The organism is Geobacillus sp. C56-T3 (genome assembly GCF_000092445.1).
Lineage (GTDB): Bacteria > Bacillota > Bacilli > Bacillales > Anoxybacillaceae > Geobacillus > Geobacillus thermoleovorans.
On record NC_014206.1, the window covers coordinates 778761 to 792979 of the forward strand.

At 48.7% G+C, this 14219-nt stretch carries 13 protein-coding genes; 10 read left to right on the top strand and 3 right to left on the bottom strand.

All coding sequences use genetic code 11. From position 1 onward, the window contains the following. Positions 1-342 precede the first annotated feature (342 nt). Genes GC56T3_RS04010 through GC56T3_RS04030 form a run of 5 tightly spaced genes read left to right on the top strand, consistent with a single transcriptional unit; the run spans position 343 to position 6141 of the window. Positions 343-1404: a low specificity L-threonine aldolase gene (locus GC56T3_RS04010; protein WP_013144490.1), complete on the top strand. Its 1062-nt coding sequence runs from the start codon at positions 343-345 to the stop codon at positions 1402-1404. Further along, on the top strand, positions 1394-2596 hold the full coding sequence (locus GC56T3_RS04015; RefSeq protein WP_013144491.1) for an MFS transporter: 1203 nt from the start codon (positions 1394-1396) through the stop codon (positions 2594-2596). The genes GC56T3_RS04010 and GC56T3_RS04015 overlap by 11 nt, the downstream gene beginning before the upstream one ends. Next, a complete protein-coding gene (locus tag GC56T3_RS04020) occupies positions 2593-3822 on the top strand; it encodes an ATP-grasp domain-containing protein (protein ID WP_013144492.1) in 1230 nt (409 codons plus the stop codon). Before GC56T3_RS04015 ends, GC56T3_RS04020 begins: the two co-directional genes overlap by 4 nt. After that, complete coding sequence (locus tag GC56T3_RS04025) at positions 3815-5011, top strand: ATP-grasp domain-containing protein (protein WP_013144493.1); 1197 nt, start codon at positions 3815-3817, stop codon at positions 5009-5011. Before GC56T3_RS04020 ends, GC56T3_RS04025 begins: the two co-directional genes overlap by 8 nt. Before the next feature lie 38 nt (positions 5012-5049). Next, positions 5050-6141, top strand: a complete 1092-nt coding sequence (locus tag GC56T3_RS04030) for a helix-turn-helix transcriptional regulator (protein ID WP_227456689.1) — start codon at positions 5050-5052, stop codon at positions 6139-6141. Positions 6142-6184: 43 nt separating this feature from the next. Here the strand turns inward: GC56T3_RS04030 and GC56T3_RS04035 are convergent, their stop codons facing one another. Both GC56T3_RS04035 and GC56T3_RS04045 read right to left on the bottom strand, forming a co-directional pair. Beyond that, positions 6185-7843, bottom strand: a complete 1659-nt coding sequence (locus GC56T3_RS04035) for an acyl-CoA synthetase (protein ID WP_013144495.1) — start codon at positions 7841-7843, stop codon at positions 6185-6187. Between the two features lie 301 nt (positions 7844-8144). Next, on the bottom strand, positions 8145-8495 hold the full coding sequence (locus GC56T3_RS04045; protein WP_013144497.1) for a hypothetical protein: 351 nt from the start codon (positions 8493-8495) through the stop codon (positions 8145-8147). Between the two features lie 180 nt (positions 8496-8675). Between GC56T3_RS04045 and GC56T3_RS04050 the strand changes: the two genes are divergently transcribed. Further along, positions 8676-9896 carry an argininosuccinate synthase gene (locus GC56T3_RS04050; protein WP_013144498.1) on the top strand — a complete coding sequence of 407 codons (1221 nt, stop codon included), beginning with the start codon at positions 8676-8678 and terminating at the stop codon, positions 9894-9896. A gap of 62 nt (positions 9897-9958) precedes the next feature. Next, positions 9959-11338, top strand: coding sequence for an argininosuccinate lyase (gene argH, locus GC56T3_RS04055; RefSeq protein WP_041468224.1), 1380 nt, complete (start codon positions 9959-9961; stop codon positions 11336-11338). A gap of 86 nt (positions 11339-11424) precedes the next feature. On the opposite strand, the gene GC56T3_RS04060 is transcribed toward argH, so the two are convergent. After that, positions 11425-11871 (bottom strand): universal stress protein, encoded by a 447-nt coding sequence (locus tag GC56T3_RS04060; protein ID WP_013144500.1) that lies wholly within the window; start codon positions 11869-11871, stop codon positions 11425-11427. A gap of 112 nt (positions 11872-11983) precedes the next feature. Here GC56T3_RS04060 and GC56T3_RS19565 point away from each other — a divergent pair, with 112 nt between their 5' ends. From GC56T3_RS19565 to ald, 3 genes are all read left to right on the top strand, one after another. Next, the gene (locus tag GC56T3_RS19565) at positions 11984-12124 is read left to right on the top strand and encodes a hypothetical protein (protein ID WP_013144501.1); all 141 of its coding nucleotides are present in this window, start codon (positions 11984-11986) and stop codon (positions 12122-12124) included. Positions 12125-12220: 96 nt separating this feature from the next. Further along, positions 12221-12985 (top strand): SDR family oxidoreductase, encoded by a 765-nt coding sequence (locus tag GC56T3_RS04065; protein ID WP_013144502.1) that lies wholly within the window; start codon positions 12221-12223, stop codon positions 12983-12985. An 89-nt stretch (positions 12986-13074) separates the two neighbouring features. Continuing rightward, positions 13075-14193, top strand: a complete 1119-nt coding sequence (gene ald, locus GC56T3_RS04070; RefSeq protein ID WP_013144503.1) for an alanine dehydrogenase — start codon at positions 13075-13077, stop codon at positions 14191-14193. Positions 14194-14219: the final 26 nt, after the last annotated feature.

Genomic DNA, 14219 nt, shown 5'->3' on the forward strand with positions numbered 1-14219 from the left:
CCTCTTTCATTCATCAAGCCTTGATGCATTTTTCCCGCTCTTGATTGCGCAGGATGAACCGCTGGATTTTGCCGCTTGGCGTTTTCGGCAGTTCAGCGACAAATTCGACTTCGTGTCCTTATGCATCCTACGATTTAGCTTCTTTACAAAGACAGCAAATATTCATCTAATTACCATTTGTCCTCACGTGTAGAGGTTGGAGATTTTCTCAAAACCCCCTGTGTTTTGGTGAAGAGCCGAACACATCTTTTTTATTAATGTTGACAAAAAAATAAATTAATAGTAACATTAATTACGTAATTACGTAATTACGTAATTACGTAATTTTAGGGGGTGCATTCGATGATTGATTTGAGAAGCGATACATTGACCTTGCCTACAGAGGAAATGAGAAATGTTATTGCCAATGCCTTGGTAGGTGATGATTGTTATGGAGAGGACAGCAGTGTTATTGAATTGGAAGAATATTGCAAACAATTGTTTCATGTGGAGGATGCTCTGTTTGTTCCGACAGGTACAATGGCTAATCAATTGGCTATAAAGTCACAAGTAACGGAAGGGAATGAAGTGATTACAGAAACAAACTATCATATAAACTTTTACGAAAGTGCTTCGATTGCCATGTTAAGTAGAGTCGTTTTGCATACATGCAGAACAGCCGATGGGATCCTAAGAGTCGAACATGTTGAGGAGTTAATTCATTCTAAACCTATAGGTCCTTTTTACGCTCACCCTCAATTAGTTTCCATTGAGAACACCATTAATTATTATCAAGGGAAAATATTCCCTCTGAAAGTAATTGAGCAACTATATGGGTTTACGAGAGAGAAGAATATATCTTTACATATGGATGGAGCAAGGTTGTTTAATGCACACGTAGCAACGAATATTCCATTAAGGGACTATGCAAAATTTGTGGATTCACTTAGTGTATGTTTTGCAAAAGGACTTGGTGCTCCATTTGGGTCGATGCTTATGGGAAGAAAAGAAGTGATCAGCAAAGCTAGGATTTACAGAAAACAATTTGGAGCCGGGTTTCATCAAATAGGTATGTATGCAGCTGCGGCACTGTATGCTTTAAAACATCATATATCCCATTTGCGTACAGACCATCTGCTTACTAAAAAATTAGCAATGATGTTATCGAAAATAGATGGGCTGTATGTTGATCCTCGTGCTGTTGAAACAAATATGATCTTTTTTCATGTGAATAACTTTCATATAAGTTCATTTGAGTTTGTCGATAGGTGCAAGAAAAAAGGCTTGCTTTTATTTCCTTGGTTACCTGATGAAGTAAGGATTGTGGTTAGTAGAAATGTTAATGAAAAAGATATAGATGAAGCAGCTAATATTATTGAAGCAGTATGCAAAGAGTTGACGAGAGGGGTCATGTATGTTTCCTAAGGTTAATGAGGGAATTTTGACGTTTGGCATCAGGGTTTTCAATTCCGTTGGTTTTTTTGTGTATGTTCCGCTGCTTTCTTTATGGCTAGTTAAAATGAAAGATCTGGATATTACGGAAACCAGTTTGGCAGTGGCGGCATTTACGTTTGTATCGAAGGCGGGTAATGTGCTGGTTGGGGGAGTTGTCAACAAGTTTGGGATCAAAAACAGTCTTATCGTTGGTCTATGGGGATCCGCTTTGTTGCTAACAATGTTAACGATCATTCATTCTTATACATTGATATTCGTGATCGTGTTGCTATTGGGGATATCGATCTCGCTTTACAATGTAAGCTTGAAAACACATATTTCCTTATTAGAGGAAAATGAGAGGCTGCAGGCTTTTGCGTTATTAAACATCGCTGTCAACGTCGGTGCTTCTATTGGGCCTTTTCTAGGTGGATGGTTATTGGACTGGAATTCTTTTGGTATCATCATTGCGGCGATTGTTTGTTATGTTTTGGCCGGGGGGGTTTCGTTGCTATTGCCTCGCATCACCATTGAGGATGCAGAGAAGGGAATCAATATCGTGCAATTCGTTAAAAACAGCAGATCGGACCCGCATTTCTTTATCTTTATAAGATTTATTGCTTTTTCAGGGTTATTTTGGTTTTTGTACACACAACTATTTACAACTTTTCCTGTTGTCGTTTCTCAACATTTTTCAGGAAAAACGATTGGGTTGTTTTTTACGGTGAATGCGATGACGATTATTGCACTTCAAGGTTTCTATCCAAAAATACAGCCGAAATGGAAAATGGAGTATTGGTATGCGCTGGCCTTGGTGCTTATCACTGCATCTTATTTCTTGCTATGGATTTCACATCATTTTTGGATCATCTTTGTTAGCGTGATCTTGTTCAGCATGGCTGAAATCATTTGGGTTCCTACGATTGATCATCAGATTGTAGAAAAAAAGGGGGTGTTAAGCTCTTCATGGGCCTTCGGAATATCAGGGGTGCTTTGGGGAATGTGGGAGTCTATCGGTGGATTCGTTGGTTTGAATTTATATCAGTACGTTGGACATCAAACCTTTTTCTACTTGACCATGATAGGCATTGTGATTTTTATTGGCTATATGTTTCAGCTGCCATATAGAAAAATGTCTTTCTTTACGAATAAAAATCAAGTAGAGAGAAAGGACTGTCGATGATGCACTTGTTATTTGTCGAGACGAATACAACAGGTACCGGTACGAAGGCGATGAAAATCGCTAAACAACTAGGTTATAAAATCCATTTTTGGACGATGGACTTAGAACAATATAACGCAATGACAGATGACCATCCGCTGAACTTCGCTGATCAAGTCGTCATCATCAATACGTATGATACGAATCGAATGAAAGAAGAACTGGCACGCTCTGAGGTGAAATTTGCCGGAATCCTCGCTTTTGATGATTATCACTTGATTCCAGTTGCTGAATTAGCGAGTTATTTGGGAGTGAGGGGTCACGATATCGAAGCATTGAAAAGGGCCCGTTATAAACATATAACGAGAACTTATCTAGAAAGTCAACATTTTAGAGAGTTTTTGCAACCTGCTTTCCATATCATCCATCATCCTGACGAAATCATAAATTTGGAGATCTCGTTTCCTTGTGTCATCAAACCTGTAGATGATAGTGGAAGTAATGGGGTGACGATTTGTCAAAATCGTCGTGATTTAGAACTGTCCCTGCGCCACGAATGGCAAAGACAGCGTAATGAACGCGGATATGAACTGGCAAGGAAATGGCTGATTGAAGAATGGATTGAAGGACAAGAATTTTCAGCCGAGATGTTATACACAGTTGATGGCTGGAAATTAATATCCGTTACGAAAAAAGAAACGTACGGTCCTCATGCCGTTGAATGTGGACATGTAACGGGTCCGAAACTAAATCCTTTTTCCGATTTAGAAGAAAGATGCAAAAAACTGCTGGATCTATTGGGATTAAACTATGGAGCGGCGCACATAGAATTTTTTGTTCGCGGAAACAACTTATATTTGGTTGAAGTCAATCCTAGACTAGCTGGTGACTGCATCCCCGAATTAGTAGAATTCGCTGCAGGGGTGGATATGGTTAGGCATGTTGTTTTACAATCAATCGGGACATATGAAGAGGTAACGATCACTAGACAACGCTATGCCGCCATTAAGTTTATCCTGCCTGTTGAACAGGGGATATATCAAACGGTTAGGGGAATGGAGGAAGCGCAAAAAGTAGCGGGAGTAAAAAGGATAAGTATAGGGAAGTTGCCGTTTAAGGCGAATGGAATTAAAAGCAGCTACCAAAGGTTAGGGTTTGTCATGGCAGAAGGCGATAGTATGGAAAACGTGATCTCCTCGACACAAGAGGCGATGGATCGATTGGAATGGGGGATTGTACATGAATAAATACATCATCATTTTAGGGGCAAGCCGTTATGGAGCGGAAGCAGCATTTCAATGTGGACTCAAACCCATTATTGTCGCGGATCGGTACTCAAGCATTGATAAGGAAATAGCGCAGTTGGCCGAAGTTGTATTTTATGTTCGTGACATTGCAGAGAAAACAGAGGTGTTTTGTACTGTTGAGAAAATCATGAGTTTATATCAAACAGTGGAGCTCGTCGTAAGCTTTACAGAATTAGGGCTAGAGACGGCTGCTTATATTAGTGAAAGGTTGCAATTACCAACGAATTCGCTCGAAACGGTCGTGAATACGAGGAATAAAGGATTGATGCGCCAGATTTTGCGGAAGGATCCGGAATTACGATTAGACGTTGTGAGTGGCAAGGTATCTGTTCTTCCTAAACAGTTTCCATATTCAAGGCCGGCCATCATCAAGCCGCTTGACGGATTTGGAAGCAAAGAGGTTGATTATATTTCCAATCAACAGGAGTGGGAAAAATGGTTAAAGAGAAGTCAAGATCATCCTCACGAGTGGATCTTGGAGCCGTATATTAAAGGCCTGGAATATAGTGTGGAGACGGTATCTTGGAGAGGAACCCATTTCATTTTAGGAATAACCGAAAAACAAACAACCGGAAAACCTCACTTTATAGAGACTGGGCATATTGTGCCGGCGAGACTGGAACAACAGAAAGTCAAACGAATCGAACAAGTGGTGATGAAAGCGTTGCATTTGTTGAATGTCCAATATGGACCGGGGCATATTGAGATTAAATGGGATGTGGAAGAAGATAGACCAGTGGTGATTGAAATGCATACGAGACCGGGGGGAGATTTTATCCCTTATTTACATCGATTAGCGTCTGGTTTCAACCAGTATGAGTTAGGAATTTTATCTTATATGAACCAAATGCCGCCCGATGTAAAACCGATTTATAAAAAAGCAAGCCTTGTCAAGTTCTTTATGTTTCCAGAGGGCATGTTGCGACAAATCTCTCTTGACACAGAAGTCAATCGAGAATATATCCGAGATTGGGCCATCTACTATCAAGTAGGGGATCATATAAAGAAAACGGTGGACTCTTATACGCGCTCCGGTCATGTGATTGTTTGTTCGTCGACAGTTGAAGAATGCCAGCGGTTATGCGACAATTTTGTTGATCAGTTGAAGTATCAAATTGTTCATGAATAAAAACAGAAAGTATGGGATGTCGAATGGCTGTATACACAATGGAAGAAGTGAACCATTATTGTAAAGTAGAACTATCGACCTCTTCTTTATTTGAAATGATGGCGTGTTTAAGGAAGTGTTACATTTCATCGGGAAAAATGGATGGTGAACCTCATTTCTCGGTTGCTCGTTTTGAGCAGTTTTTTCGGGAACATGAATCGTTGCTGAAAAAATTTTACGGTCGGTATGAGTATGGGGCACAGCTCGCAGAATTTTTGGTCGATTTGCCTGCCCCTCATACCTTTTCTCAACTCATGGCATATATCGACCGTGTGTCCCAGTATGAGTTTTTGTATTATTTATTCGGTCGTTACTTGTCTGAAAAGGAGATCGAGATTTGTCTAACGCAAACCGCTTCCCCGTTCGATGAAATTCGCTCGAAAATCACGTCGTTGGGCGGATTTGTGAATGCCGAACAGCTTGAATTCGCGCAGAACTATGAGCAATATTTGCAGGAACTGACCTATCTTTGGGAACATTTTTATCAGCAATGCTACGTCCATATTGAGCCAATCCTGTCCCCTCTTTGGGATCAGGCGAATGAGCGATTGAGAGCAGAACTCAACCAGTCGGGGATTGAGAAAATGGTTCGAAAACTATTGTACGATTACCCAATCCCAGAACAGTTTCCGACGAAAGAGACGAAGTTGATCAAACTGTATCCCTCGTATTTTGTGTCACCGAAATTTATTTTGGTTTGGGGGCTCGGTGAACTTCATATTATTTATGATATAAGGCATTATATAAACGGGAAAGAGCTTTCCTTGAGCGGAAATCGGATGGAGATCCGATATGATGAGGAGCAGCTTCAGTATGTTGCCGATATTGCCAAATCATTGTCTGAAATCGTTCGGATGAAAATATTGTCATTTATTGCGAATGAAGAAAACATGAAGTCGCAGGAGATGGCCGATCAGTTAAATATTACGGTTGCTACCGTTTCACGGCATTTAAATCTCCTGAAGCAATCCAATCTGATCATGGAGCGGAAAGAAAACGGTTATCACCTCTATGAGATCAACGAAAAGGAAGTGAAGAACTATTGCTCCGTTTTAAAGAAGATCTTGGGCATCGGAAACGATGAGCCATAACGGCCAAGAGGATGCTCCGGTGCCGGGGCATCCTCTTTATGGGTTAGGCTTTTTTTTGCTTTTCCCTTTCTTGATTGCGCAGGATGAACCGCTGGATTTTTCCGCTCGGCGTTTTCGGCAGTTCGGCGACAAATTCGACTTCGCGCGGGTATTCATGCTTGGATAAGCGCGTTTTGACGAACAAGGACAGCTCGTCGGCCAGCTCGTCCGACGGCGCAAAGCCTTCTCTGAGCACGACAAACGCTTTGACGATTTCCCCTTTGACGGGATCCGGCTTCCCGACGGCGGCTGCTTCGACGACAGCCGGATGCTCAAGGAGGCAGCTTTCGATTTCAAACGGCCCGATGCGGTAGCCGGCGCTCGAGATGATGTCGTCCGCCCGTCCTTGGAACCAGAAATACCCGTCTTCGTCTTTTGTCGCCAAATCGCCGGTCAAAAACCACTTGCCGACGAGCCGCTCGGCGGTTTTTTCAGGGTCTTTCCAATACCCCTTAAAGACGTTGGGGATCGAGTCGGTGTTAAAGGCAATTTGTCCGACTTCGCCGTCGGCGACTGGGTTTCCGTTCTCATTGAGCAGGGCGACGTCAAAGCCCGGCAGCGGCCATCCCATCGATCCGGGCCGGATTTCCATCTCGGCGGCGTTGAAGTTTCCGATCAGCATCAACGTTTCCGACAAGCCATAATGGTCATGGATCGTAACGCCCACGTGCTCTTGGAAAAAGCGGATGACTTCCGGATTGAGCGGCTCGCCGGCCGAGCTCATGGCGCGCACGTTCAGTTGATAGCGGCGAATGACGTCCGCGCCGGCCGCCGCCATCGCCCGGTACGCGGTCGGGGCGTACGCGAAATTGGTCACCCGGTATTTTTCCATCAAGGAATAGCACGTCTCCGGCTTAAACGGCCCTTCGTAAAAGACGATCGGCACGCCAAAGGCCATCGGTGCAAAGGTGCAAAAGATCAGCCCGTACGCCCAGCCCGGATCCGCCCCGCCGAAAAAGACATCGTCATCGCGCAGGCCAATCGCATAGCGCATATACGGATAAATGTTGATGAGCACGTTATGCGGCCACATGGCGCCTTTTGGCATCCCGGTCGAGCCGGATGTATACTGAATCGCGAGCAGATCGTCGACCGTCGTTTCTTCGATCGAGTGCTCAGTCGACTCTTTCGAAAGCGTTTCCCAAAATGGCTGGTCTTGATCATGAGACGGTCCGTCAATGACAAAAATGTGTTCCAATGTCGGCATGTTGTCCTGCGGCGGCAGTTTGGCGCGCTGTTCCTTGTTCGTCAAGAGGACTTTCGCCTCGGAATGGTTGATGCGATATTCAATCGCCTGTGGGCCAAACGCGGTAAAGAGCGGCACATACACGGCGCCGACTTTCCAAGCCGCCAAAATGTAGACGACAAGGGCCGGGTTTTTCGGCATCAGCGCGCAGACGCGATCCCCTTTTTTCACGCCCAGCTTGCGGAACACGTTCGCCATTTGGTTGGACCAATCGCGCAATTGCCGATAGGTGATCGTTTTTTGCTCTCCTAAAGCGTTTTCATAAAATAGCGCAATGCGGTTCGGATCCTCGGCATACCGGTCGCATACTTCATGGGCGGCGTTGAACCGGCTGCGGGGATCCCAGTCGTAATGAGCGAATGCCTGATCCCAAGAAAATGATTGAATGAGTGAGGCAGGTGATCGATTGTTGGCCATGTCTGATCCCTCCGTTGTGTGAAAAGGAGTCAAATCAATAATAATTCAAATAGAAATAAAATTCAATATATTTTTTAAGGATAATAAATGGAAACCATTTGAGAAAGGGGATAGAATGAAAAAAGAGGAGCTCCCCAGCTTGAGCGCTCCTCTCAATCGCGAAGAAAGCTTTCGTTTGCGACAGCGTATCCTTCGTCATCGCGGCGGAATCCGCCGCATCAATCCCCGATCTTCTGGTCAAAATCGTTGCGGCCGCATGGTTTGTCTGCCGTCTTCAAAAAGGGATAAGCGGCATCGGCGCTCATTTGTTATGGGGTGTTATGGTTTTTCGACCCGCTTTTTTCCGTGTCTGCGATGAAACGGATGGATCAATGCGATACCAAATCCACAAATCGTTGACGATCGAAGCGAGTTCGGCGATGTCAGCATTGAGCTGGCACGAGCGCGCGAAATCCGCTTCTTGGCCGAGTTCGTCTTGTTTTTTGTTGATTTCCCGCTCCAGTTCGGCGATGCGTTCGGGGATCAAGCCGCGGATCGTTTCCCATTCCAGTAAAATCGCCTCTTGTTCGTTTGGGCTGTAGTCCTCCCAAGGCTTGTCCAGATGCGGCAGGCGGATGCCGAGCCGTTTGTCTTCGATGAAGATGCCGTTCATCCTCATGGCCTCCTTTTCTTCTATTATACGAAACGTCCCCTTAGAGCGTGGTGGAATTTTTATGCTTTTTCATGAATACGTATTGAAAAATGATCCGAAAGCTGATAAAGTGATAATGTATTAAATTTGAATATTTATTTATATTTAAGTATATTTATGTGACAGGAGAGGGGAACGACCATGGCAAATCCGAAATTGGTGCTGGCATACTCTGGCGGTTTAGATACATCAGTCGCGATCAAGTGGCTCCAGGAGCGCGGATATGATGTGATCGCGTGCTGCTTGGACCTTGGGGAAGGGAAAGACCTCGATTTCGTGAAAGAAAAAGCGCTCAAAGTCGGGGCGATCAAATCGTATGTCATCGACGTCAAAGACGAATTTGCGAACGAGTATGCGCTCATCGCCTTGCAGGCGAACGCGTTGTACGAAGGGAAATATCCGCTCGTTTCGGCGCTGTCGCGTCCGCTCATCGCGAAAAAACTCGTTGAAATCGCCGAGCTCGAAGGCGCGGTGGCGGTGGCTCACGGCTGCACGGGGAAAGGGAACGACCAAGTGCGCTTTGAAGTGTCGATCAAAGCGCTCAATCCGGATTTGGACGTGATTGCCCCGGTGCGCGAGTGGAGCTGGTCGCGCGAGGAAGAAATCGAATACGCGAAAAAGCACGGCATTCCGATTCCGGTTGACCTTGACAGCCCGTTTTCCATCGACCAAAACTTGTGGGGACGAAGCAACGAGTGCGGCATTTTGGAAGACCCGTGGGCGGCGCCGCCGGAAGAGGCGTATGAGCTGACGGCTTCGCTTGAGAACGCGCCGGATGTGCCGGATGTCATCGAGATCGGCTTTGAACAAGGCGTGCCGGTGACGTTAAACGGGAAGGCGTATCCGCTTGCGCAATTGATTTTGGAGCTGAACGCGTTGGCCGGCAAGCATGGCGTCGGCCGCATCGACCACGTCGAAAACCGCCTTGTCGGCATCAAGTCGCGCGAAGTGTACGAATGCCCCGGGGCGATCACGCTCATTAAAGCGCATAAAGAGCTGGAAGACTTGACATTGGTGAGAGAAGTCGCCCATTTCAAACCGATCATCGAACAAAAAATCGCCGAAGTCATTTACAACGGTCTTTGGTTCTCACCGCTGAAAGACGCGTTGGTCGCGTTTTTGAAAGAAACGCAGAAAAACGTCACCGGCGTCGTGCGCGTGAAGCTGTTTAAAGGCCATGCGATCGTCGAAGGGCGCAAATCGCCGTTCTCGCTCTATGATGAAAAATTGGCGACGTACACGGCGGACGACGAATTTGATCATCAAGCGGCGGTCGGATTCATTTCGCTGTACGGCCTGCCGACGAAAGTGCACAGCATCGTGAACAAGCAAAACAAGGCGTCGGTGCCGACCGGCCAATGAAGGAAAATGAAGGAAACTTCATGAAAGGAAGGAGGAAGTCGCATTCCTCTGCGGCGAGATTCGTGAAAAAGCTTTGGGGCGGACGGTTTACGAAAACAGCGGAAGAATGGGTCGACGAGTTTGGCGCGTCGATCCCATTCGACCAAGAGCTCGTTGAAGAAGACATTGAAGGCAGCCTTGCCCATGTGACGATGCTTGGCGAATGCGGCATCCTGCCTGAAGACGATGTGGAGCAGATCAAAGGCGGGCTCATCCGCCTGTTGGAAAAGGCGAAGCAAGGGGAGCTCGAATTTTCCATTGCCTACGAGGACATTCATTTAAACATTGAAAAAATGCTCATCGACGACATCGGACCGGTCGGCGGCAAGCTGCACACTGGACGGAGCCGGAACGACCAAGTGGCGACCGATATGCATCTATACTTGCGCAAGCGGGTTGAAGAGATTCTCGGCCTCATCCGCGGGCTGCAGCGGGCGCTTGTCGCTCAAGCCGAAAAGCATGTCGAAACGATCATGCCTGGATATACGCATTTGCAGCGGGCGCAGCCGATTTCGTTCGCCCACCATCTGCTGGCTTATTTTTGGATGCTCGAGCGCGATTATGAGCGGTTTTCCGAGTCGCAAAAGCGCATCAACCGCTCGCCGCTCGGCGCCGGGGCGCTCGCCGGGACGACGTTTCCGATCGACCGGCATCGGACGGCGGAGCTTTTGGGCTTTGCCGATATTTACGAAAACAGCCTCGATGCGGTGAGCGATCGCGATTTCATCATCGAGTTTTTAAGCAACAGTTCGATGCTCATGATGCACCTGTCGCGGTTGGCCGAGGAGTTGATTCTTTGGTCAAGCCAAGAGTTTCAGTTCATTGAGCTGGATGATGCGTTTGCGACTGGCAGCAGCATCATGCCGCAAAAGAAAAACCCGGACATGGCCGAACTCATCCGCGGCAAAACCGGGCGCGTGTATGGGCACTTAATGGCCTTGTTGACGGTGATGAAAGGGCTGCCGCTCGCCTACAACAAAGATATGCAAGAAGATAAAGAAGGCATGTTCGACACGGTGAAGACGGTCGTCGGGTCGCTGAAAATTTTCACCGGCATGATTGAGACGATGAACGTGCGCACGGACGTGATGGAGCGGGCGACGAAACAAGACTTTTCGAATGCGACCGAGCTCGCCGATTACTTGGCGGCAAAAGGCGTCCCGTTCCGCGAGGCGCATGAGGTCGTCGGCAAGCTCGTCTTGCATTGCATCGAACAAGGCGTCTTTTTGGCCGACTTGCCGCTTGAGGTGTATAAGGAAGCGTCGCCGCTGTTTGAAGCCGATATTTATGACGCCTTGAACCCGCGCACGGCCGTCAACCGCCGCAACAGCGCCGGCGGCACCGGTTTTGCCGAAGTGCGCGCGGCGCTGGCGAAGGCGAAACAGTTGCTTAGCACCCCGTAACGGCGGGGTGTTCTTTTTTGACCGTCACATGTTTTCGCATCGGACAAGGAAGTTTTTCGGTCCATCTGCTTCATGTGACGAAGACATTATTCTTTCGGCGTCCTTACAACGAGCACATCGCATTTCGCATGGCGGACGATGTTTTCGGAAACGCTGCCGATCAAGAGCCGTTCGACAGCGTTCAACCCGGTCGCCCCGCAAACGATGAGGTCGGCTTTGTATTTCGGAGCGACGTCTTTGGCGATTTTCACTTTCGGCGAGCCGAATTCGACCGCGATGTCCACATCGTCGAGCCCGGCGGCGATGGCTTCGTTTTTATACCGTTCCAGAAGTTCGTTCGCATATTGCTCACATCGTTCGGCGAGGGCGTAATCGTGCGCTTCCACGGTTGTGAACCCGCGCAAATCGATGATGTGGGACAAAATGAGTTTCGCTCCGTTGCGCTTGGCGATTTGAACCGCTTTTTTGAACGCCCATTCCGCTTCCTTCGAGCCATCGACGGCGACGACGATCGTTTGGTAGGTCATGGTCATGTTCTCCCCTCCCTTTGGTGAAAAATGCTATCTCTATATATGGTATACCCATCGCCCTTTGACGAGAAACTAGGCCATATATTGAGATTTTGTGAACAGGGGAGGAAGAGCAATGGAAAAGCGGTATAACGACTGGCCGTACGATGAGGAGGAAGTACGGACGATCACCGAGCAAATTACCGAGTCGTATGAAAGCGGGATGGTGGACGATGACGAATCGTATTACGACCCGCGCCGCGAAGTCGGCGAATAGCCATAGCGCCTACGCGTTATGGTTATTTTTTTGTGTTCGCCCCGGTTTATAGTAAAGTAAAAATGAGACAGCAAATCGCGACGAGGAGGGAGAAGGGTGCGGCACGCCTTGATTACGGCCGGAGCGAAAGGATTGGGGAGAAAAGTGACCGAGCTGCTGCTTGATAAAGGCTACTCGGTGACGGTGAACTACCGGAGCGATGAACAGGCGGTGCGCTCGCTTGCCGAGAAGTACCGCGGCGCCGCTGACCGCCTCCAGTTTGTGCAGGGAGATGTGACGGACAAAAACGATTTAGCGGCGCTTGTGGACGCCGCCATGGAGCGGTTCGGCCGCATTGACTGCCTCATCAACAATGCAGGGCCGTACATTTTTGAGCGGAAAAAGCTGGCCGATTATACGGAAGACGAATGGTACGAAATGATTGAAGGCAATTTGAGCTCGGTCTTCCATTTAGTAAGGCGGACGATCCCGATTATGCGAAAACAGCGGTTTGGCCGCATCATTACGTACGGATTTCAAGGAGCGGCGGATGCCCCGGGCTGGGTGCACCGCTCGGCGTTCGGCGCGGCGAAAGTCGGGCTTGTGTCGCTGACGAAAACGATCGCCCTGGAAGAGGCGGAATATGGAATTACCGCCAATATGGTGTGCCCGGGCAACATTGTCGGCGCCATGAAAGAGGCGGGGATCGCCGACGCCCGCGCGAGAAGGGATGCGGAAACGCCGGTCGGGCGCCCGGGGACTGGCGAAGATATCGCCCGCGTGATCGCGTTTTTATGCGAGGACGACTCGGATTTCATCACCGGCGCCGTCATTGACGTCACCGGCGGAGCGAACGTCATTTACCGCCACCTTTTCCGTTGAGAACAGCGCCCCCTCCTTTTTTCGTTTGCTTTTGCGCGAAACGGGGCACAATAAAAGAAGAAGCGGGAAGGAAAAAGGAGGAAAAAGTGATGAAGATCGGCATTCCAAAAGAAATCAAAAACAATGAAAACCGCGTCGCCATCACTCCGGCAGGCGTGATGACGCTCGTCAAAGCGGGGCATGACGTGTATGTGGAGACGGAAGCCGGCGCTGGGTCGGGTTTTTCCGATTCCGAGTATGAAAAAGCCGGGGCAGTGATCGTGACGAAAGCGGAAGATGCCTGGGCGGCGGAGATGGTGTTGAAAGTGAAAGAACCGCTGCCTGAGGAGTTCCGCTATTTTCGCCCCGGATTGATTTTATTTACGTATTTGCATTTAGCCGCGGCCGAAGCGCTCACGAAAGCGCTCGTCGAGCAAAAAGTGGTCGGCATCGCTTACGAGACGGTGCAGCTTGCGAACGGCTCGCTGCCGCTGTTGACGCCGATGAGTGAAGTCGCCGGCCGCATGTCGGTGCAAGTCGGCGCCCAGTTTCTCGAGAAGCCGCACGGCGGGAAAGGCATTTTGCTTGGCGGCGTGCCCGGGGTGCGGCGCGGCAAAGTGACGATCATCGGCGGCGGCACAGCGGGGACGAACGCGGCGAAAATCGCGATCGGCCTCGGGGCGGACGTGACGATTTTGGACATTAACGCCGAGCGGCTGCGCGAGCTCGATGATTTGTTCGGCGACCAAGTGACGACGTTGATGTCCAACTCGTATCATATCGCCGAATGCGTGCGGGAATCGGATTTGGTCGTCGGCGCCGTCTTGATCCCGGGGGCGAAAGCGCCGAAGCTTGTGACGGAAGAGATGGTGCGCTCGATGACGCCAGGCTCGGTGTTGGTCGACGTCGCCATTGACCAAGGCGGCATTTTCGAAACGACCGACCGCGTCACGACGCACGACGATCCGACATACGTCAAGCACGGCGTCGTTCATTACGCCGTCGCGAACATGCCGGGCGCTGTGCCGCGCACGTCGACATTCGCGCTTACGAACGTCACGATCCCATACGCCTTGCAAATCGCCAACAAAGGCTACCGCGCCGCGTGCTTGGATAACCCGGCGCTGTTAAAAGGGATCAACACGCTCGACGGGCACATCGTGTACGAAGCGGTCGCGGCGGCGCACAACATGCCGTATACGGATGTTCATTCGTTGCTGCAGGGATGAAACCATGAAGATGGAGCCGCCTTGAT